General features: G+C 48.8%; 15 protein-coding genes and 1 rRNA gene. 10 read left to right on the forward strand and 6 right to left on the reverse strand.

What is annotated here, in order from left to right; all coding sequences use genetic code 11:
* The 3 genes from rrf to ACYZZ0_RS21725 form a co-directional block, all read left to right on the forward strand.
* A 5S ribosomal RNA gene (rrf, locus tag ACYZZ0_RS21715) occupies positions 1 to 76 on the forward strand; the annotation flags it as partial.
* Positions 77 to 222: 146 nt separating this feature from the next.
* Positions 223 to 717: a hypothetical protein gene (locus ACYZZ0_RS21720; RefSeq protein ID WP_461538767.1), complete on the forward strand. Its 495-nt coding sequence runs from the start codon at positions 223 to 225 to the stop codon at positions 715 to 717.
* Entirely contained in the window at positions 714 to 2,318 is a 1,605-nt protein-coding gene (locus tag ACYZZ0_RS21725; protein ID WP_461538768.1) for a GMC family oxidoreductase, read from the forward strand. The genes ACYZZ0_RS21720 and ACYZZ0_RS21725 overlap by 4 nt, the downstream gene beginning before the upstream one ends.
* 707 nt (positions 2,319 to 3,025) lie before the next feature.
* Here ACYZZ0_RS21725 and nirC read toward each other — a convergent pair.
* The 3 genes from nirC to nirB form a co-directional block, all read right to left on the reverse strand.
* Complete coding sequence (nirC, locus tag ACYZZ0_RS21730) at positions 3,026 to 3,838, reverse strand: nitrite transporter NirC (protein ID WP_461538769.1); 813 nt, start codon at positions 3,836 to 3,838, stop codon at positions 3,026 to 3,028.
* A 70-nt stretch (positions 3,839 to 3,908) separates the two neighbouring features.
* Positions 3,909 to 4,232, reverse strand: a complete 324-nt coding sequence (gene nirD, locus ACYZZ0_RS21735; RefSeq protein ID WP_461538770.1) for a nitrite reductase small subunit NirD — start codon at positions 4,230 to 4,232, stop codon at positions 3,909 to 3,911.
* Positions 4,233 to 4,242: 10 nt separating this feature from the next.
* Positions 4,243 to 6,792 (reverse strand): nitrite reductase large subunit NirB, encoded by a 2,550-nt coding sequence (nirB, locus tag ACYZZ0_RS21740; protein WP_461538771.1) that lies wholly within the window; start codon positions 6,790 to 6,792, stop codon positions 4,243 to 4,245.
* Between the two features lie 320 nt (positions 6,793 to 7,112).
* Between nirB and ACYZZ0_RS21745 the strand changes: the two genes are divergently transcribed.
* Entirely contained in the window at positions 7,113 to 8,096 is a 984-nt protein-coding gene (locus tag ACYZZ0_RS21745; protein WP_461538772.1) for an SLAC1 anion channel family protein, read from the forward strand.
* Between the two features lie 12 nt (positions 8,097 to 8,108).
* On the opposite strand, the gene ACYZZ0_RS21750 is transcribed toward ACYZZ0_RS21745, so the two are convergent.
* Positions 8,109 to 8,846: a class I SAM-dependent methyltransferase gene (locus tag ACYZZ0_RS21750; RefSeq protein WP_461538773.1), complete on the reverse strand. Its 738-nt coding sequence runs from the start codon at positions 8,844 to 8,846 to the stop codon at positions 8,109 to 8,111.
* A gap of 100 nt (positions 8,847 to 8,946) precedes the next feature.
* Positions 8,947 to 9,684, reverse strand: a complete 738-nt coding sequence (locus tag ACYZZ0_RS21755; protein WP_461538774.1) for a class I SAM-dependent methyltransferase — start codon at positions 9,682 to 9,684, stop codon at positions 8,947 to 8,949.
* Positions 9,685 to 9,755: 71 nt separating this feature from the next.
* Here ACYZZ0_RS21755 and ACYZZ0_RS21760 point away from each other — a divergent pair, with 71 nt between their 5' ends.
* The 6 genes from ACYZZ0_RS21760 to ACYZZ0_RS21785 all read left to right on the forward strand — a co-directional run bounded on the left by ACYZZ0_RS21760 (position 9,756) and on the right by ACYZZ0_RS21785 (position 18,445).
* Positions 9,756 to 10,766, forward strand: a complete 1,011-nt coding sequence (locus ACYZZ0_RS21760; RefSeq protein ID WP_461538775.1) for a C45 family autoproteolytic acyltransferase/hydolase — start codon at positions 9,756 to 9,758, stop codon at positions 10,764 to 10,766.
* 68 nt (positions 10,767 to 10,834) lie between these two features.
* Complete coding sequence (locus ACYZZ0_RS21765) at positions 10,835 to 12,715, forward strand: pentapeptide repeat-containing protein (RefSeq protein ID WP_461538776.1); 1,881 nt, start codon at positions 10,835 to 10,837, stop codon at positions 12,713 to 12,715.
* Positions 12,716 to 12,824: 109 nt separating this feature from the next.
* A complete protein-coding gene (locus ACYZZ0_RS21770; RefSeq protein ID WP_461538837.1) occupies positions 12,825 to 15,152 on the forward strand; it encodes a DNA translocase FtsK in 2,328 nt (775 codons plus the stop codon).
* Between the two features lie 37 nt (positions 15,153 to 15,189).
* A complete protein-coding gene (gene lolA, locus ACYZZ0_RS21775) occupies positions 15,190 to 15,900 on the forward strand; it encodes an outer membrane lipoprotein chaperone LolA (protein ID WP_461538777.1) in 711 nt (236 codons plus the stop codon).
* Positions 15,901 to 15,953: 53 nt separating this feature from the next.
* Positions 15,954 to 17,240 (forward strand): replication-associated recombination protein A, encoded by a 1,287-nt coding sequence (locus tag ACYZZ0_RS21780; RefSeq protein ID WP_461538838.1) that lies wholly within the window; start codon positions 15,954 to 15,956, stop codon positions 17,238 to 17,240.
* Positions 17,241 to 17,401: 161 nt separating this feature from the next.
* Complete coding sequence (locus ACYZZ0_RS21785; protein ID WP_461538778.1) at positions 17,402 to 18,445, forward strand: Tim44 domain-containing protein; 1,044 nt, start codon at positions 17,402 to 17,404, stop codon at positions 18,443 to 18,445.
* 43 nt (positions 18,446 to 18,488) lie between these two features.
* On the opposite strand, the gene ACYZZ0_RS21790 is transcribed toward ACYZZ0_RS21785, so the two are convergent.
* Positions 18,489 to 20,234 carry a hypothetical protein gene (locus ACYZZ0_RS21790; RefSeq protein WP_461538779.1) on the reverse strand — a complete coding sequence of 582 codons (1,746 nt, stop codon included), beginning with the start codon at positions 20,232 to 20,234 and terminating at the stop codon, positions 18,489 to 18,491.
* Between the last annotated feature and the right edge of the window lie 211 nt (positions 20,235 to 20,445).

The following is a 20,445-nucleotide window of genomic DNA, read 5'->3' on the forward strand; positions in this document are numbered from 1 at the left end:
CGAACTCAGTAGTGAAACGGTTCCTCGCCGATGGTAGTGTGGGGTCTCCCCATGTGAGAGTAGGTCACCGTCAGGCTTTAAATAGAAAACCCCAGTAGGCTTTGCCTCCTGGGGTTTTTGCTATTAAGTTTTTGTTGTTTCTAAAACAGTGTCTAGAATTCATTCCTATCAATAATTTCCTTTCTTTCTGCTTGGCTACCTAGCTCGATTTGCAAGTAAAGCATGAGTGATAACTGTATTTCAAAAAGATCAGGCGTGAGTGCGTGTTCTAATTCCAGAGCAGCCAGTAATACTGAACATGATTTTTGTGTATTACGCTCACAACCGCACCAAAATCTATTTCTGATTTTTTCAAGCTGGGTAACAGGCGTTAATAGTCTTGATCAAGAGCTTGGGTCTGACTTTGAGAAAGAGCTAATCGCTAAACATGGCTACAGTGTAATTAATAAGACACTGACTGAGTTTTCGGAGTTGGATAATAGTTCAAACAACACGGACTCCAGTTTTGATCAGTTTGCAGTTAATAATCTGGAAGTAATCAAGTCAGTGCTGTTCATTTGGTTAACAGGCGAATTTCAGTATTCAACCCCATCAGAAGATATTAGAGCAAAGGCCTTTTGCAGAGGGGGGCAGTGGTCTGTAAGCGGTACCAGTGCGCCAACTCTGCCAGACCCTGACTGGGACAAAATTCCTGATAGTCAGGGGCAGAAGCAATGAAGGTACTGGATACAGAAGTTTTGATCGTTGGTTCCGGGGTAGCGGGAGCGCTAATTGCAAACAAGCTGGCGGCATTCGGAAAAAATGTAATTATCCTTGAAGCGGGAGACTATGTCCGGGATAGAGCTGAGTATCGTCAACGACTCCAGGCTGCAGGCAGGCAAAGGATATCTTCAGCAGTTTATCCGGTTAATCCTCTGATAGCCGGGCCAGACCCTCAGGATGGTTCAGCATATTATATTCAAAAGGGGCCAGTTCCCTTTACCACGTTATATGACAAGCTGGTTGGAGGTACCACCTGGCGTTGGCTTGGCAGTACTCCGCGATTTCTACCTGAGGATTTTCAGCTTTATTCAAGGTACGGTCAGGCTTGTGACTGGCCAATAGGATATCGGGATATTGAATCGTATTATGTTGAAGCAGAAAGGGAGATGCATGTTGCTGGAGCTAGCAATTTTGGCTCACCCCGTTCTCTGCCTTTTCCTCATTTACCTATTAAACAAAGTTATCTCGACAAAGTACTGAGCAAAGCTGTCAACGGTCTGGTATTTGATGGAATGGAGATCATTATAGAGCCCATTCCCCAGTCCAGGCACCACTGGTGTCAGGGAAGTCACAGCTGTATTCCATTCTGTCCTGTCGGTGCCAAATACGAGGCGGCTTCTCATGTAGAGTTGGCAAAGAATAATGGTGCCATCGTGATTGAAAAGGCCGTTGCCCATCATATCGAAACTTCCGGGACAGGAAAGATCGAAGCCATTCGATACCTTGACTGGAGTGGTAAAGATCACAGAGTGACGGCCAAAGCATTTGTCATTGCTGCCAACGGAATAGAAACACCAAAGCTGTTGTTAATGTCCAAGAATCACAAGTATAGAAACGGGATTGCCAACGGAAGTGGTATGGTGGGACGCAACCTGATGGATCATCCGGTTGTGTTGTCATGGGCCCTGTCACCCGAGCCCGTATATCCTTTCAGGGGTCCGCTTTGCACTTCTACTATTGAAACCACACGACGAGGTGAATTCAGAAAAGACAGGGGCGCATTCAGAATTGATGTTGGCAACTATGGCTGGAGCTGGCCCACAGGTGCTCCTTTTTCAACAGTGTCTGATATCCTGGAGAATACCGTAGAGCCTGAAGCTGTGAAGGCAAAATTGGCCGATCAGGTAAACAGACAATTGGCTTTTGCCAGCTTGATCGAGCAGCTACCTCACTGGAAAAACAACATTACTCCTAGCCCGAAAAAATTTGATGCTCTGGGTCTGCCTTTCCCGGAAGTCTATTTTCACTATACCGATTACGAAGAGAGAGGCTTTGAAAAAGCCCGGGAATGCCATCAAAAGATTTTTGATTATATTGGTGCTACTGAAATACAGCACCATAGCCGGATTTTTTCGGCAGGCCATATCATGGGAACCTGCAGGATGGGGGCTGATCATGCCAGTTCTGTTGTTGATGCCAACTGCAGGGCTCATGAGCACTCTAATTTATATATCGCTGGTTCCAGTGTTTTTTCTACGGCTGGAACAGCAAACCCCACACTTACTCTGGCGGCACTATCCCTAAGAGTTGCTGACACAATTCAGGCAGAGCTCTAAGGCCGACTGAAAATCAGTTGTCATTACACCTCAGGCATTCGGCTTGGTTTCTGAAATATACCGCTATTGTTATATACCTATTGTTGAATTAGTTAAATCCATTTAATAGATTTAATTTGCAGAATATTTTGTTAAAAATAGTTGAAAATCAAGTTGTTACCTCTGGTGGGTAGTGTTACCCAAAAGAGTGCACAGGTAACACGATACGGCACAAATAAGTGCAGATGTGAACGGATAAAAACAGGTCTTTTTATTTGACCCCTTGTAGAACAAGGGCTGCAGCGGTTTTTCCAAAAACTGGCACGGCGCTTGTATATAGATAAGCAAGAAGTAAAAACAAACTGCCACAACAAAAATAACAATTAGGCAGAATGTCGACCAACAATAAAAATAATAGTGGTCGGTGTCCGTACAAGCGGATTGGTTTACAGGGTGTTTAGTGCTAAGGCGACCAACAGGGATGCCGGAAAGCTGAGAAGAATTGCAAAAGCAACGCCAGCTGAAGGTTAGTAGGGAAGCATAATAAAGCCAATGATCACCCAGCCTGTAAACCAATCCGCTTTTTCTTTATCTGTCTTCCGGATATGACTTCAGTCAGGGCAGAAATGCCTGCGCTATACCTTCATCTTAACAGTTTCAAAAGTTCTTCAGGCCGCATGATCTGTACCTGCTCGTGGCAAGCCCAGACCATGCAACAAGACCGCTGATTAAGCGCGAGCAGGTTCCAGTTCTGGTTGCTGCTCAATTACAGGACGCTGTTGCTTCGGCGTAGCGTACCAGTAACCCAGACCCATCAGTACTACACCACTGAAGGTGTTACCTAGAGTGACCCACAACAGGTTGTTGCCAATACCTGCCATCGTCAGGTCCGGGCTGTGCTGACCAAACCAGCTCAAGGCGAAGATGGTCATGTTGGCAATGCTGTGCTCGTAACCGGAGGCGATAAAGGCCAGCAGACACCACCAGATAGCGATAAATTTAGCGGCACCTTCAGTACGTACAGCCATCCAGATTGCCAGACAAACCAGCCAGTTACACAGTACACCTTTCATAAACAGAATCAGTGGTGCACCGGATGCCTTGGCCAGAGCTGCCTTGTGAATCAGACTGCCATCCAGACCCAGCAGCTTGCCACCGCCGGCCAGTGCGAAGATACCGGCTACAAAGATAGAGCCAATCAGATTGCCAACCCAGGTCTGGGGCAGTACGGCCAGCATATCACCAGCTTTGATCGTACGGCTTTTGACACCCAGGGTCAGAAACATGGTGTGACCAGTAAACAGTTCGGCACCGGCAATAATAACCAGGGTCAGGGCGATACCGAAGGTAGCACCCATCAGCAGACCGCGCAGCGGGCTCGCGATCATGGCATTACCAAGGGTAAAGATCAGGATAATCCCCAGACCGACATAGGCACCAGCCATTGCTGAGCTCAGCATAAAGCCGCCACGGTCAGAGTTGGAGAAGTCCACAATACGGCGGGCATTGGCCGCACACTTTTTGATGGTATCGGAATACATCAGGTTATTTCCGTCTAAAGGGCAAAAAAAACCTCCTGCGAATGCAGGAGGCCTGAATCAAAAACGGTAATCAGCCCGCGATCTGAACCTGACCGTTCAGTGTGCGGATCTGGTAGCAGGGCAGGGTAACGCTGTCGTCATCCAGACACTGTCCGGTAGCCAGATTAAAGCGCTGTTTCAGCAATGGCGAGGCAACGTAAAACTCACCATCCTTCTCGCCCAGAAGACCGCGGGACATCACACTGGCCTCGGCAAACGGGTCGATATTGGACAGGGCAAACAGCTGCTCATTATTCAGCGGGCGAAAGATGGCTACGTGTGCGTCGTTTACTTTGGCGCAGACACCGGTACCCGGAATAATGTCGTCGATATGACAGATTGTGTTCCAGTTCATAACGCTATCCTCAGGCTTCTACCGGGGTAATGGCGATGCGCTCGGCGACGGTTGCCGGGCGGTGCTGGTCGCGAACATTGACAAACTGGACGTTGTCATCACTGTCGTCGCTGTTGATAAAGTGTCTAAAGCGCTTCAGCTGGGCAGAACGGGAGAGGGTAGTCTTCCATTCGCACTGGTAGCTCTCGATCAGGGATGCCATATCGCGATCCATGGTTTCACACAGGTTCATGCTGTCGTCCATGATCACTTCACGTACGTAATCAACGCCGCCTTCCAGACTTTCCATCCAGACTGAAGTCCGCTGCAGCTTGTCAGCGGTTCTGATATAGAACATCAGGAAGCGGTCAATCGTGCGGATCAGGGTTTCTTTATCCAGATCGCTGGCCAGCAGATCACCGTGACGAGGACGCATACCACCGTTACCGGCTACGTACAGGTTCCAGCCCTTGTCGGTGGCAATAATACCGATGTCCTTGCCCTGGGCTTCGGCACATTCACGGGTACAGCCGGAAACACCAAACTTCATTTTGTGCGGGGTACGGAAACCCTTGTAACGGTTCTCCAGCTCAACACCCAGACCAACACTGTCACCCACGCCAAAACGACACCAGGTAGAACCGACACAGGTCTTGGCCATCCGCAGCGCCTTGGCATAGGCCTGACCGGTTTCGAAACCGGCAGCAATCAGGTGCTCCCAGATTTCCGGCAGGTGTTCCTTGCGGGCACCAAACAGACCAATACGCTGGGCACCGGTCACCTTGGTATACAGGTTGTATTCCTTTGCGACGTGAGCAACGGCAGCCAGACCTTCCGGTGTGACTTCACCGCCTGGCATCCGCGGAATAACGGAATAGGTGCCGTCTTTCTGCATATTGCCGAGGAAGATATCGTTGGTGTCCTGCAGTCCGGTGTGGCTGTCTTCCAGCACGTAGTCGTTCCAGCAGCTGGACAGAATGGAACCGACGGTCGGTTTGCAGACTTCACAGCCGTGACCCTTGCCGTGCTTGGCAATCAGTTCGTCAAAGGAACGGATATTCTCAACACGGATAATATGGAACAGTTCCTGACGGCTGTACTCAAAGTGGTCACACAGGTGATTTTTAACTTCAACACCCAGTGCCAGCAGTTCGGCGTTCAGTACCTGACCAACCAGCTGGACACAACCGCCACAACCGGTACCGGCTTTGGTGGTTGCCTTGATGGAAGCCAGATCGGTATTGCCATCCTGAACTGCTTTGGCAATATCTTCCTTGCTGATATCGAAGCAGGAGCAGATGGTTGCAGTGGCCGGCAGGGCATCGACACCTATAGCTGGCGCACCATCGTTACCGGTATTGGGCAGAATCAGCGCTTCCGGATTTTCCGGCAGGGCGATGTCGTTCAGTTTGAGTTGCAACAGGTTGTCATAGTCGCTGGTATCGCCAACCAGAACGGCACCCAGCAGGGTTTTGCCATCGGCAGAAACGACCAGTTTCTTGTAAACTTCTTCCGGCTGATTCTGATAAACGTAGGACTGGGCGCCTTCAGTACGACCATGAGCGTCACCAATACTGCCGACATCGACACCCAACAGTTTCAGCTTGGCACTCATATCGGAACCGGCGAAAAGGCTGGTTTCAGCGCTCTGGCCTTCGGTAAAGATGTGGTCAGCCACTACACGGGCCATTTTGTAGCCTGGTGCAACCAGACCAAATACCTGTTTCTGCCACAGGGCACATTCACCGACAGCATAGATATCCGGGTGAGAAGTCTGGCACAGGTCGTCAACCAGAATACCGCCACGTTCACCGATATCGATACCACTCAGGCGAGCCAGGCGATCGCGGGGACGAATACCGGTGGAGAATACAATAAAGTCCACTTCCAGTACTTCACCGTCATCGAATACCAGCTTCTTGCGGGCATTGTCGCCTTCAGTGATTTCCAGCGTATTCTTGCCGGCGTGAACATGAACACCCAGATTTTCAATCTTGCGGGACAGCATGGCACCGCCATCCTGATCCAGCTGCTCGGCCATCAGCATCGGTGCACGTTCCAGAACGTGGGTATCGACACCCAGAGCCTTCAGGGCACCCGCTGCTTCCAGACCCAGCAGACCACCACCGATAACAATGCCGCTCTTGCTGTTGCGGGCACACTTCTCAATGGCTTCCAGGTCTTCAATAGTGCGGTATACAAAAATATCAGTGCCTTCATAACCCTTGATAGGTGGCACAAAGGGGAAAGAACCGGTAGCAAAAACAAGCTTGTCGTATGGCACCATACGACCATTTTTGGAGGAGACGATCTTTTCAGCCGGGTTTACGATGCTGGCGGCTTCGCCCAGCAGCAGCTTGATATTGCTGGCTTCATAGAAGCCCGGCTTGACCAGTGACAGCTCTTCAGCAGTATGGTGGGAGAAGTAAGAGCTCAGATGGACCCGGTCATAAGCAACACGTGGCTCTTCACAGAATACGGTAATGTCATAATGATCGTTGCCGGCGTGAGCAATAATTTCCTCAAGGAAACGATGCCCTACCATGCCGTTACCAATAACGACAATGCGTTGTTTTTGCATGCAGGAATAAGTCCGGATAATTTGTTTTGAGCGGATACTAGTAATTAAGCTGGTAGGCAACAATGGAGGCTTTTTGGTAATAATGTGCCTATAACGAAAACAAGATTCGGACTATATGCATCTTTATGGGAATAACCTGAGTCGGGTACATTTAAAGTGCGGATCGCCGCTTTTAGCGTCATGTTGGTAGCGGCTAATGCGATATCGTTGCGGATAAATTCGTATGGTGATTTTTTCTTGTTATATTAGATGTTTCTAATTAATATCGGCACTGATCATTAACGGGCATATAGCTGAGTTGATAGCTGGGGCGCTGAGTCATGGAAGAAGTAAAAAATAATCAAATGACAAAAGCAGATGATAACCGTCTGGAACATTTTCCTGTTTCATTCTTTGCCATCGTTATGGGTCTGTCCGGCCTGACACTGGCATGGCGATCTGCGGCTTCGATAGGGGGATTACCTGACATAAGCTGGCTGTTACCGGCAGGTCTGGCATCTCTGGTCATGATTGCTGTGCTGCTGGTTTATGCTAACAAGGCCAGACTTTATCCTGCTGCCATTATGCGGGAGTTGAACCATCCTATAAGGCTGAATTTCTTTCCGGCAATCTCTATCAGTCTGATCCTGCTAGGTACCATCTGGCAGTTGCTGGATCCGATCGCCTATGTATTATGGATTGCAGGTGCAGGGCTGCAGCTTGGCTTTACCCTGTATGTGATCAATAGCTGGATGCATCGGGATACGCTGTTGCCGGTACATGCCAACCCGGGCTGGTTTATTCCGGTCGTGGGTAACATTATTGTTCCGATTGCCGGCGTGCCCTTTGGCCATATTGAGCTGTCATGGTTTTTCTTCAGTCTGGGGATGTTGTTCTGGTTGCCTCTGTTAACCATTATCCTGTACAGGTTGTTCTTTCATGAGCCGCTGCCACAGAAACTGATGCCGACCTGGTTTATTTTGCTGGCGCCGCCTTCTATCGGGTTTATTTCCTATACATCTCTGGTTGGCGATATTGATGGCTTTGCCAGAGTGCTGATATACAGCGCTGTTTTTCTGGGGCTGCTGTTGTTAAGTAATGGTATCCGCTTTGTCAGATTACCGTTTTTTATTTCATCCTGGGCTTTTTCGTTTCCTCTGGCAGCTTTCACCATCGCCTGTTTTAAATATGCCGTGATGGCGGAATTACCGCAGTTTTACTGGCTGGCAACGCTGTTGTTAGGGTTGTTGACCATGGTTATTTTATGGCTGACCTGGCAAACACTGAGAGCCATAGCCAGAAGGCAGATATGCAAACCGGAGTAATCCGGTATGGCATTACTCATGCCTGTTCACCGCACTGATAATAATTAACGGCGGGCGACTGATCAGTATATTCCAGTAGCCGGGGGACATGGCTTTTATGCCTGCCGGAGATGGCCCGAGCGCGTGCATGCAGATATTGCAGAACCCGCAGTTTTCCAGTGTCTCCTGAACAAACTCGGGTGAGTAATAGTTTAACTGCAGGGTGAAGCTAACACTATCGATTTGATATTCAATCACCAGCGGATCTCCCTCGTTTAATTGATGCTGATGCCGGAATGAAAACCCGTAGCGAGAATAATCGCTGTTACCTATTCGATCCGGCATATGCATCAGGGTGACCAGTCGTCCCCGGGGTTTAATATTTTGATGGAGTGAAATACAAAACTGTCTTAATTGCTCCGGCGATAACGCTTCATTAAATAAATAATTACTGATGGCCAGATCATGTAGTGCAGCAGCTTGATAATCTTCAATGGCCTGCTGCATGTAATGCACATTTTTTTCAGATGTTGCCTCACGTGCTTGATCCAGCATTTCCGATGAAAGGTCGATGGCGGTGACATGTGCTGCTCCGGCGTGAACCATCAGTCTACTGATAATGCCTGTGCCACAGGCGATATCCAGAACATGCAGACTTTTCACCGGGCCTGTTGCGTTCAGCAAACTCCATGGCTCGGCCCAGATGCGCCAGTCCATGGTGACACCAGAGGTTTTATAGATATCAACTAGCTTCTGATCGTAAATGCTCATTGCGGTATATCAGTGTTCGTAATCAGAATACGACAAATCTAGTTCAATCAGGGGGTAAGGCAATAATCAGAATTGACTACCATTATTTCTTCCAGGCCAATTAATTCCGGGTATTAACCGCACTGATGATAATAAGGGGAGGGCGGCAAATCATGGTATTCCAGTAACCGGAAGGCATGGCTTTCAAACCTTCCGGTGACGGACCCAGCGGATGCATACACACATCCCGAAAGCCACAGTTTTCCAGTGTTTGTTGCACAAATTCCGGCGAATAGTAATTCAATTGCAAGGTAAAGCAGTCGCTGCCAATGTGATAGTCGATTTCAAACGGATCGCCTTCATTCATCTGCCGGTTCTGGCGAAAACTGAATCCATAGTGGGAGTAATCAACATCAATCACCCGATCCGGCATATCCATTAATGTGACAATACGTCCTCCTGGCTTCAGGTTGCGGTGCAGCGAAAGGCAGAACTGTCTCAATTGTTCGATAGTCAGGGCTTCATTGAACAGGAAACTGCTAACCGCAAGGTCATGTAGCTCGGTTGCCCGGTAATCTTCGATCCCCATTTCAAAGTAATGAATGGAAGGCTCGGATGTATCTTCCTGTGCCTCACTCAGCATTTCCGGAGAAATATCGATCCCCGTGACGCTGGCAGCCCCTGAGCGAGCCATCAGTCGGGTAATGATACCGGTGCCACAAGCTGCATCGAGAACATTTAACCCGGTAACCGGGCCAGTGGCATTAAGCAAACTCCAGGGCTCGGCCCAGACTCGCCAGTCAATAGCACTGCCGGTGGTTTTATAAAGATCAGCAAGGTTGTGGTCATAAAAGCTCATGACAGGATATCTTTATACAAATAACTCAATCGAATACGACTAATCTAGTTCAGCTACAGAGACAGGCAATAATGAATGAAATAATACTAAGCGGTTCACCTCGGCAGATCGGGTTTCGTCACGGGAAACAACTCAAGTCTGAAATACATCGGGCACTTGACTATTATCTAGATCACTTTCATTTCACCTCGGGTGAATTAAAAAGGACTGCATATTATTTTGCCGGTGTTATTCGGGATTTTAATCCTGATTATATTGTTGAAATGGATGCGATTGCTGAGGGAGCGGGTGTTGAACCGTATCTTGTTTATGCTCTTAACAGCCGCAGTGAATTGATGTGCAGTCCCCATGGCAGCTTTGAGCCGGAATGTTCCAGTATTGGTTTTTCCGGAACCGGGCTGGCCGGGCAGAACTGGGACTGGGCCAAAGAGCTTTATCCTCTGATTGCTGTGGCAGATATCAGGCCGGACAAGGGACCCAATTTCATTACGATGCTTGAGCCTGGTATGTTGGCAAAGATTGGTATGAACAGTCAGGGCATCGGTGTCATGCTGAATATTTTGCCGGCAGATAAACCCTTAAAAGGTCTGCCTGTTCATATTTTGCTGCGGGCACTATTGGAATGTCGTGATATCACTCAGGCCAGGCAGCTGCTGACGGATCATGGAGGAGGTAAGGCCAGCCATATTATGGTTGCAAGTGAAGACGAGCTGCTATCCGTTGAATGCTCGCCAGTTCAGCCATTATGGCCGGACATTAATGGCAGTTTCTATGCGCATACCAATCATTATTTATGCCCGGGACAGGCTCACTCGAAAGAAACTTTTACCGGCAGCAGTTACAGAATTGATACCCTGAACAAGTTCCTGAAAGACAAGCCTGTCTCAGCAGATGTGCTTGAGCAGGCGCTGAATATCAATGACGGTGAATATCCGGTTCTGAGAGATTATACACCGCATTCACTTTTCGGGGAGACAGGGACTCTGGTGACCATGTTGCTTGATTGCCGGCAGAGAAAAATTAAAATCAGGCATGGGCATGATTCTTCAGAGCCGTTTAATAAGTACAGAGTTAAAGAATAAAAAAACAACTTCCGGTCATCATTCAACTACAGTTTTATTTCTGGTTGCTGAAGTGAAGATGACCGGATATGAATCAAAAACTACAAAAAAAGTTTTGGCTTTTGATCGTTTTATTTTCTTTGGCGCTTTTAAATGAAGCTTTTGCAAGGGAAATGACGATTGGTAGTTTACGTCATTTAAATCCTGATTTATGGCGAGATTTGGAGCTTGAAGCTCTTGGTGGTGATTCCGCTCGCCTGACAATGGTAACTGGTGATGAGTGGGCGATAAAACTTCGTAATATCATGTCAAACATTCACACTTCTCAAATTGGCTCCGGCAGTGAGGATAGGGAGTCAGGTTCTGTAACAGACCAAAGGGAGCAACCTGCAACAGGGATATTGGCCTCAATGAAAGGAGGGTGGACACTACTAAATAGTAAACTAACCAGCCTTATGATTGATCCTTACGGAACTATCATGGGTAAATCCTCGGTTGATATTGCCAGTTTTCCTGTGATTTGGTTGGCTTTTCCTGATATTTTGTCGGCTTGTCGACTGTTCACACAGACACCAGAATTTGAATCGAAACTGCGTAATTTCAGTAATGTTGTGTTTCCCCGTTCAGCTAACTGGATTTGGGGAGATATGGAATTTAAGAATATTAATTTGTCAGGGTGTGAGCTGAATCAACATATTTTTACACGCTGTAATCTGAGAAAAGTTAATTTTTCCGGTGCTGTGCTGAAGTCCTGTCAGTTCGTGAGCTGTTCCTTACCTGAAGAGATGCCAGCAGTTATTGCAACAATAGAGTCTACGACCATTACGGATTGTCCTGATGCTGTTTCTCTGGCGTGCGCAAAGAGCTTTTTTCATCAACAGTTAAGGCATATGCCGCCGGGGGATGATAGGAACAGGCTCGAGCTAGCCTATGCCAGATGTCTGGCGACATCAGGTGATCAACGGATGGCTCATAACAAATTATCAGAACTTCCGATTACAAGAGAACTATTTGCTGAGTATGTGCAGGCTCTGCTTGAAAGTGGCTTCACCGCAGGTCTTGACCAGTTGGCTGATGATCCGGCCGTACTGCAACTGATTCAACCTGAAACATACTGGGAATATCCATCCTTGACTTTGCTTAATGCTGAAACGCTTTACATCATTTTGCTACGAGAGAGTTTGTTTGATTCTCATCAAGAGTTGAGACGAGCGTTATGGAATATGCAAATGACATGTTCTGTTGGTTATACGCCTTATCAAGGTGAAAAAATGCTTGATGATGATACCGTGCATTCGAGCATACGATTGTTGGGTTTGAACACCAGGGAACAAGTTCCAACAAAGTCAGAAAGGCAATATCAAGTTCATCTTTTGAGGTTCATGAATGAAAAATCCATGAAAGCCGTGTGGGTTGACCAGAATGAAAACTGCTTTTACAGCGCTATTTCCTATCATTTTATGCCACCAACATCCCGACTTAATGTTGAATGGCTCTGGATGAAACAGCTGCTGGCATATCTGTTTTATGATTTTCTACAACAAAACTGTATGGAAAAAACTTTTAAGCCCAGCCGTTTTCCCTGCACAAAACATTCTGCTATCAATTCTGAAATATTAACGCTCAAACCTCTTACTTCTGAGCAGTGTCAGTGGGTTCAAGAGCAGTTGTTACGAGAGGTAACTTCAGCTGAAGATATATATGAGGATTTGCTTGGTAATAATATCTGGGGAGCTACTGATTTCGTTCCTCTGGCAGCGATTATGCTTCGTCGACCAATTTATCTGTATCACCCCTATTTTTCCAGTGAGGACTTGAAGGCGAAAACCCTCGCAACATCTGTTGTAGGAATACAGGGGAAGGGAGATGAAATGCAGCTACATTCTTCAGGGGCAGGGCAACCTCACCCGCTTTTATTGATTTACAGTGGGCACGGTCACTGGCTGACTGCGTTTTTACCCGAGAACTGATTTGCACATTCACCCGCGTCCCAAAACAGCATAGAATGAATCTTTTAGACTAAGACACTTTTGAGCGCGCGTGACAACAACCAGTCCGAAGAAAAAGGGGAGTGACCCCCTGACGCTGGGAGACCAGCTCGCCATCCGTCTGCGGGAAGCAGTGACCATTGTTGTTCTCGCGGTTGCCGCCTACCTGCTGCTGGCACTTGTGACCTACCACCCGGCTGACCCGGGCTGGTCATATGCCGCCGGCTCCCCCCAGACATTACATAACAGTTCGGGACGAATGGGCGCCTGGATTGCTGATGTACTGCTGTCCCTGTTTGGTTGGCTCAGTTATCTGTTGCCCTTGCTGATGGCCCAGTTTGGCATCCAGTTGTTTCAGCAGCGGCTGGGCGGTATCGGCTTTCATCCCTTAATGACCATGTTACGGATTGCCGGGCTGCTGTCGGTGCTGATGAGTGGTACCACCCTGCTGGCTATTCATTTACCCCAGCAGGAGTTACTGCCATTCGGTAATGGTGGTCTGCTTGGACAAGCGGTCAGTGAAGAAGCGGTGCCGGTGCTGGGAGTCCCCGGCTGTACCTTATTGCTGTTGGCAATATTTCTTGTTGCTTTCACTCTGATCAGCAATCTGTCGTGGTTTCATCTGGCCATGCAGTCCTTCAAACTGGTACGCGATTTTGGTGTATTTGTTGCCTATGGCTGCAGTGTACTGGCCAGTAAACTGCGTGCCCGTTATGTCACCTGGAAACTGTCCCGGCCTGTTGCCGATTACAAGCAAACTGAAGTCAAAGTGATCGAAAGGCCCAAACCGCAGCCCAAGGCTCGACAGCGAAAAGAACCCGTTGTCGCTGATACTGCTCCGGTTATTGCACCGCCACCGCCGCCATCACCGGTAAGCAAAAGGGCGCTGGAGGAGAATCAGGGCCAACTGTTTGATGGTGAGGTGATTGATCCATTGCCTGCAGTCAATTTGCTGGACGATGCCAAACATGGCGAGGCACCGGGTTTCAGCAAGGAATCACTCGAAGGCATGTCGCGGATTCTGGAAGCCAAGCTGAAAGACTTTGGTGTCGATGCCGAAGTTGTAGCGGTGCTGCCGGGGCCGGTGATTACCCGGTTTGAAATTCAGCCGGCGGCCGGGGTGAAAGTCAGCAAAATCTCCAACCTGGCCAAAGACCTTGCTCGCTCGCTGGCGGTGATCAGCGTCCGGGTAGTGGAAGTTATTCCCGGCAAGTCTGTTGTGGGTATCGAAATTCCCAATGAAAACCGGCAAACCGTATTTTTCAGCGAAGTTGTTTCCTCTGCCCGGTTTGATGAATCAAAATCGCCGCTAAGTTTGGCGTTGGGCCATGATATCAGCGGGCTGCCGATGGTGGTTGATCTGGCTAAAATGCCGCACTTGCTGGTGGCAGGTACCACCGGCTCTGGTAAGTCAGTCGGTGTGAATAGCATGTTGCTAAGTATGCTGTTCAAGTCCAGTCCTGAAGAAGTTCGATTGATTATGATCGATCCGAAAATGCTGGAGCTTTCGGTTTATGAAGGTATTCCCCACCTGCTGGCACCGGTTGTAACCGATATGAAAGAAGCGGCCAATGCCCTGCGTTGGTGTGTGGCTGAAATGGAACGTCGTTACAAGCTGATGGCCGCGCTGGGTGTCCGTAATATCGGTGGCTTTAACAAGAAAGTTCGGGATGCCCAGAAAGCCGGCCAGCCGATCACCGACCCGTTGTTTAAAGTGGGTGAAGATGGTGCAGAACCACCATTACTCGAACCGCTTCCGTTTATCGTAGTGGTCATCGATGAATTTGCCGACATGATGATGATTGTGGGCAAAAAGGTGGAAGAGCTGATTGCACGTATTGCCCAGAAGGCGCGGGCAGCGGGTATTCATCTGATTCTGGCAACTCAGCGCCCCTCGGTGGATGTGATTACTGGTCTGATCAAGGCCAATATTCCGACCCGGATCGGCTTCCAGGTTTCTTCCAAGATTGACTCCCGGACTATTCTCGACCAGGGCGGTGCCGAACAGCTGCTGGGTCTGGGTGATATGCTCTATCTGCCTCCGGGAACCAGTGTGCCGATTCGAGTGCATGGTGCATTTGTCAGTGATGATGAAGTCCACCGGGTTGTAGCAGACTGGAAAAAACGCGGTGCTCCGGCTTATGATGATGCCATTCTCAATGGCATAGAGGCTGACGCTGAACCCAGTGCCTTCAGTGCCGGGCTGGATGATAACGAGCAGGATGCGCTTTACGATGAAGGCGTGGCCTTTGTCACTGAAAGCCGGCGGGCGTCCATCTCTGCAGTGCAGCGCAAGCTGAAGATTGGTTATAACCGCGCCGCCAATATGATTGAGGCGATGGAGCAGGCCGGAGTTATCAGTCCGCCAGGACATAATGGCAACCGGGAAGTGCTGGCGCCACCGCCGCCAAAAGCGTGAAGCCAAAAGTTTAGAACGAGTGAATTCAGGGAAATCTATGAAGTTAATCAAGGCCCGACTGCTGAAACCGTTAAGCTTGTGTTTAATGCTGGGGTTGAATGCGGGCTTGTCGTTGTCTGTCTCTGCCGGTGAAACAACCGCTCCGGTCAGTGAGGCAGCAAAGCAACAGCAGGAGGCTACGGCACAATTGTCTCAGCGCCTGCAGAGTATTCAGTCCATGGCTGCAGACTTTATTCAGGAAACAGTACAAACTCCTGGCAAAGCACCGCAGGTAACCCGTGGTCATATGACTGTAGAGCGCCCGGACCGTTTCCGCTGGGATGTAAAGGAGCCTTATCCGCAGCTGGTTATTGCCGGGCAGGGCAAGGTCACTGTGTACGACCCGGATCTGGAACAGGCGGTTATCCGCAAGCTGGATCAGAGTCTGCACGATACCCCCGCATTGCTATTAAGCGGTGATACTTCCGGCCTGAGCCAGAGTTATCAGATCAGCTTGTCAGCCAAAGATGGTATTGAGTCTTATCAGTTGCAGCCACGCAGTGGTGATCGCCTGTTTGAGGCTCTGGTCGTCAATTTTAAAGGCAAGCAGCTTGAGAGTATGGTGCTGAAGGATGGTCTGGGTGCAGAAACCCGGATTCGTTTCAGTGCCCTGCAGGAAAACAATAAACCTGACCCTTCACTGTTTCAGTTTGTGCCGCCAAAAGGTACTGATCTGATTGACGAAACCGCACTCAAATCCAAACTGTGAAAACACCATCCCTGTTTGATACCCCGCCTGTGGCTCAGCCACTGGCGGCGGCCATGCGTCCCAGAAATCTTGACGAATACTGTGGTCAGGAACATTTGCTGGGTCCATCCCGACCTCTGCGTCAGGCGATTGAAGCCGGGCAGTTGCACTCCATGGTGTTCTGGGGACCTCCCGGTGTAGGAAAAACAACACTGGCCCGGTTGCTGGCGGATGCCTCGGATGCCCAGTTTCTGTCTATTTCTGCAGTATTATCCGGGGTAAAGGATATTCGTGCCGCTGTTGAGCAGGCCAAAGAAGCACGACTGCAGTTTGGCAAGCGAACCATTCTGTTTATTGATGAAATTCATCGCTTTAACAAAAGCCAGCAGGATGCATTTCTGCCTTATGTTGAAGATGGCACGGTGACGCTGGTGGGTGCGACAACAGAAAACCCTTCGTTCTCATTGAATAATGCTTTGCTGTCGCGGGTCAGGGTCTATGTTCTGCGCTCTCTCGGTGTTGAAGCTTTACAAAATCTGCTGCAGCAGGCATTGGCTGATAAAGAGCGAGGTCTGGGTGACCGGCAGATTATTATCGACAGTGAGCAATTACTTGTACTGTCCAAGGCTGCAGACGGGGATGCCCGGCGTGCACTGAACCTGTTACAGATTGCTGCGGATCTGGCTGTTCCCGGTGAACAGGGTGCGGTTATTGATGACGATATTCTGGATGAAGTACTTCAAGGGCAGTTAAAGCGCTTCGACCAGCAGGGTGATATTTTCTACGACCAGATTTCCGCGTTTCATAAGTCGGTACGGGGCTCGGATCCCAATGCCGCCATGTACTGGTTTGCCAGAATGGTTGATGGTGGTGCTGACCCGCTTTACGTTGTTCGTCGTTTATTGGCGATCGCCAGCGAAGATATCGGCAATGCGGATCCGCGCGCGCTGGAGCTGGCATTGAATGCCTGGCAGACCTTTGAGAGGCTCGGTTCTCCCGAAGGTTTGTTGGCGATTGCTCATGCGGTTACCTACTGTGCCAGTGCACCCAAAAGTAATGCGGTGTATATGGCAATGAAAGCGGCCTTTGACGATGTAAGAAATACCCCGTCGTATGATGTGCCGATGCATATTCGCAATGCCCCGACCAAACTGATGAAAGAATTGGGTTATAACGAAGGCTATCGCTATGCCCATGATGAACCCAATGCCTATGCTGCCGGGGAATGTTATTTCCCGGAAGAGATGGAACCCAGAGAGTACTATCAACCCTCTGATCGAGGTCTCGAAATCAAAATTCGGGAAAAACTGGAACGGCTGCGACAGCTGGATCAGCAGTCAGAGCGTAAGCGCAGAAAATAAAAGGCGTACATAAGTATGGCTCAGTGCATACACTGAATCGTGCGAGTGTAAACGAGTCATGTGAGTATTTACTCCGGGCTTGAATTTGTCACAGTTTGCCCCCATCAAACTGTGACGTTGTAAATGAATAATCTCCCCGAAAGTGGGAGAAGGGCGAATTGATGAAAAAGTGGTTAGTTCTGTTCACCGTATTTCTGTCACTGATCTCGACGGTTCAGTTGGCAGAAGCCAAGAAGCTTGGCGGTGGCAAATCGTTTGGTAAAAGCTACAGCACGGCTCCGGCCAAGCCTGCAGCAGCACCGGCGACACCTTCACAGGCGGGCAAGAGTAACAGTGCAGCTCAGCAGCAACCCAAGAAAAAGAGCGGGTTCCTTGGTGGTATGCTGGGTGGTCTGTTAGCCGGTGGTCTGCTGGCCTCACTGTTCGGTGGTTTTGGTGGTGGTATCGGTGGACTGTTCAGTCTGCTGATTATGGTGGTGCTGGCAGTGGTTGCCTTCAAGTTCTTCAAGTCAATGAAGCGCATGAAAGACAATGGTGCGTCGGGTAACTCGAGACCGCATTATGCGGCGGGTCAGGGGCACGGAAATAGCCAAAGCAATAACTTTGAACCGGCAAGAACTTCCTCTGACAATGCTTTCGGTGCAACCGAACAGCTGCGTGACATGCCTCGTGGTGACTCACTGCAGCGCAACAGCGATATGCTGCCGGGTGATGGTCCACTGCCGGGCAATTCACCTTTGCCAGGCAATGCACCCCTGTCAGGAAATGAGCCGCTATCCGGTGGCATGAATCAGACAGCTGGAGGATTCTCCCAGCCGGCTCAAGTACCGTTTAATCTGCCAGAAGGTTTTGATATGAACGGCTTCCTGCAGGTTGCGCGGGATCACTACCGCACCTTGCAACAGGCATGGAACCTGAACCAGCTTGAGACAATTCAGGACTATGTGAGCCCGGAACTATTCAATATGCTGCGTCAGGAGCGTGCTTCACTGCAGGGCGATCAGCATACTGAAGTCATGTATGTTGATGCCGAGCTGATACGTGCTGACTACGACAGTCGTCAGGCTCAGGTGAGCATCCGCTTCAACGGTCGTTACTGCGATCGGGTTGAGGGTGTAGAAGAAGATATCAATGATATCTGGCACCTGGAGCGTGACCTGACGGCTGCCAATGCACCCTGGTATATTGTGGGTATTGAAGGCTGATAATATCAGCCTGCTAACCGGCCTGATATTTGTACCAGGCTGGTTAGTGCGCTTGGTGAAGCTCTGCAGGTTGATATTGCTGAGAGTGTAAAATACCGGGTGAATGAAAAGGCGGAAGGAATATCCCTGTGTCAAATAGACTGCCTGAGAATGGATATTCAGATGTAGAGGAAGGAATGTTAAATATATAGCCGTTGGTTGTAGCTTCAGAACAGGCAGCGGTTGACGAATGAGGCGCTACAGTTGTAATTGGCTGCTCGGTTACATGGTGAAGCTCTTCTAACTCTTCTGCTGAGACTGTATTTTCTGACACACTAGCTTCTGCACTTGCATAAAAGCTATCCAGCCAGAGCCATATATCATTTGCAAGTCTGAATTGATCTTCTTGTCCAGGGTAGAGTGCTAAAACGTAGCCGACTATTTCACTGGTGATTTGCTGTCTATTTGATGCTATATCCCAAGAACTTTTCGGAGGTGCCATTTCTTGTACATACTCTTTGATAGTTTCCGGAATCATTTTCTCGGGGAATGGCCATAGCTGTTGAAAGAAGTCGTAATCAATAGACTCCCGATGTATCGCATTAAGTACCTGACTGATCAAGCTCTGGTGGGTGGATGAATCAACTCCGGGATACAGCTCAGTTAGACCTTGCTTTAATACTTCTGTTTTATCTTCCTCCGTTCTACAAGCCGCTGCCATGAATCTGATGTAATCTTGCGGGCAATCTGGAATATTCCCTCCAAAGCGCCATAGGTAATTGCCTTCTGGTAAAGGTGCAATTTGTTGTTTGACGGGTTGTTTGTGGGGTCGCTTTTTAGCAGCGGCTGCAAATGTGTTGGGCTTTATGGTTGATTCTGTACTTGTAGGTGGCGGCCTGAATGGCGCAGTGCGCAGATTGGTTGAGGCCTGCGAAACAGTTTGCTGAATATTAGTAGATGCAGGGAGTGGACTGTTATCCTCATCAATGGCAATGGACTGACCAGCAAGCAACGGCATGTTGCTGGTATCTTGCGGCAACAACATAAGCATGGATGTCAGGCTGATGATGGAATGCAAAGCATCAGGATGACAATCTTCAACCCGGGTTACTGATTTAGACACTCGTAAAAGAACGTGTTTTCGGTCTGCAATTTTATAGAGACTGCAGATCGAGGGCTGAGGGGCTCTATCATAAGTAGCAACAAATATTGTTTTCCTTTGCCATAGGTCTCGTGCTTTGGTGCCCTGTACGCGTGCAGCACCTGGCCTTAACTTGACTCTAGAGCATGCATTCAGCACAGTGCCTGGTTCATAGAGAGTAATTTTCAGGCAGCCTGATAATTGATCTTCTTGGGCCCAGGTTGCCAGTTGGCTTCTGACTGTATAAATCCCAAGTTCTTTTGATTTAAATCTAAAACCAGATTCAGAGCAGCCCTGAAAAAAGACGCGCTGGCCTGAAACCGAAGTATTCAAGGTGCAGTGACCTTGAATATACATACGGTGAAAAAGGTGTTCCGGCGAGGAAGGGCCTGTAACAGGTGATTGGTGTGTTGCAGGAGGACCGTTAAATGTGAGGCTGAAACTTTCATTACCAACCGAGCCTGTTTGTGTACTTTGGCCCTCAAATGTATAAAGCATTATCAGGGAGGGCTCTGCCGTGCTTTTCCCCAGATAGATTTCTGCGCGTATATCTGTTTTTCTGGCTATGAGTGTCAGTGCCCCCTGAGTCTTGAAGCCTTTACCTGTTCCAAGCTTTTTCTGAATTAAATATTTTGCACTTTGTGCCTTGGCTTCAGAGGTATTAGTCACAGGTAAACATATTAGAGTCAAAGCAAGGAGGTATCTGAGTGCTGACAAGCTGGAATTACACAAAAGCAGTTTTAAATTCAATGTCAGAAATATCCATTTCAGATAAAGAAAAAACAAAACAGAAGGCTTTGATGCTCAGGTCGCACACGCCAGATGATGTGAAATTAAAGTACAGTTTGATCCAGCCTGCAGACTGATGAAGAATATTTTG

Origin of the sequence: Spongorhabdus nitratireducens, from assembly GCA_947387575.1 — a bacterium.
Lineage (GTDB): Bacteria > Pseudomonadota > Gammaproteobacteria > Pseudomonadales > Endozoicomonadaceae > CANDOC01.

Coding starts and splice junctions, on each gene's coding strand:
- ACYZZ0_RS21720 (WP_461538767.1), top strand. CDS start 223: ATGAGTGATAACTGTATTTCAAAAAGATCAGGCGTGAGTGCGTGTTCT.
- ACYZZ0_RS21725 (WP_461538768.1), top strand. CDS start 714: ATGAAGGTACTGGATACAGAAGTTTTGATCGTTGGTTCCGGGGTAGCG.
- nirC (WP_461538769.1), bottom strand. CDS start 3,838: ATGTATTCCGATACCATCAAAAAGTGTGCGGCCAATGCCCGCCGTATT.
- nirD (WP_461538770.1), bottom strand. CDS start 4,232: ATGAACTGGAACACAATCTGTCATATCGACGACATTATTCCGGGTACC.
- nirB (WP_461538771.1), bottom strand. CDS start 6,792: ATGCAAAAACAACGCATTGTCGTTATTGGTAACGGCATGGTAGGGCAT.
- ACYZZ0_RS21745 (WP_461538772.1), top strand. CDS start 7,113: ATGGAAGAAGTAAAAAATAATCAAATGACAAAAGCAGATGATAACCGT.
- ACYZZ0_RS21750 (WP_461538773.1), bottom strand. CDS start 8,846: ATGAGCATTTACGATCAGAAGCTAGTTGATATCTATAAAACCTCTGGT.
- ACYZZ0_RS21755 (WP_461538774.1), bottom strand. CDS start 9,684: ATGAGCTTTTATGACCACAACCTTGCTGATCTTTATAAAACCACCGGC.
- ACYZZ0_RS21760 (WP_461538775.1), top strand. CDS start 9,756: ATGAATGAAATAATACTAAGCGGTTCACCTCGGCAGATCGGGTTTCGT.
- ACYZZ0_RS21765 (WP_461538776.1), top strand. CDS start 10,835: ATGAATCAAAAACTACAAAAAAAGTTTTGGCTTTTGATCGTTTTATTT.
- lolA (WP_461538777.1), top strand. CDS start 15,190: ATGAAGTTAATCAAGGCCCGACTGCTGAAACCGTTAAGCTTGTGTTTA.
- ACYZZ0_RS21780 (WP_461538838.1), top strand. CDS start 15,954: ATGCGTCCCAGAAATCTTGACGAATACTGTGGTCAGGAACATTTGCTG.
- ACYZZ0_RS21785 (WP_461538778.1), top strand. CDS start 17,402: ATGAAAAAGTGGTTAGTTCTGTTCACCGTATTTCTGTCACTGATCTCG.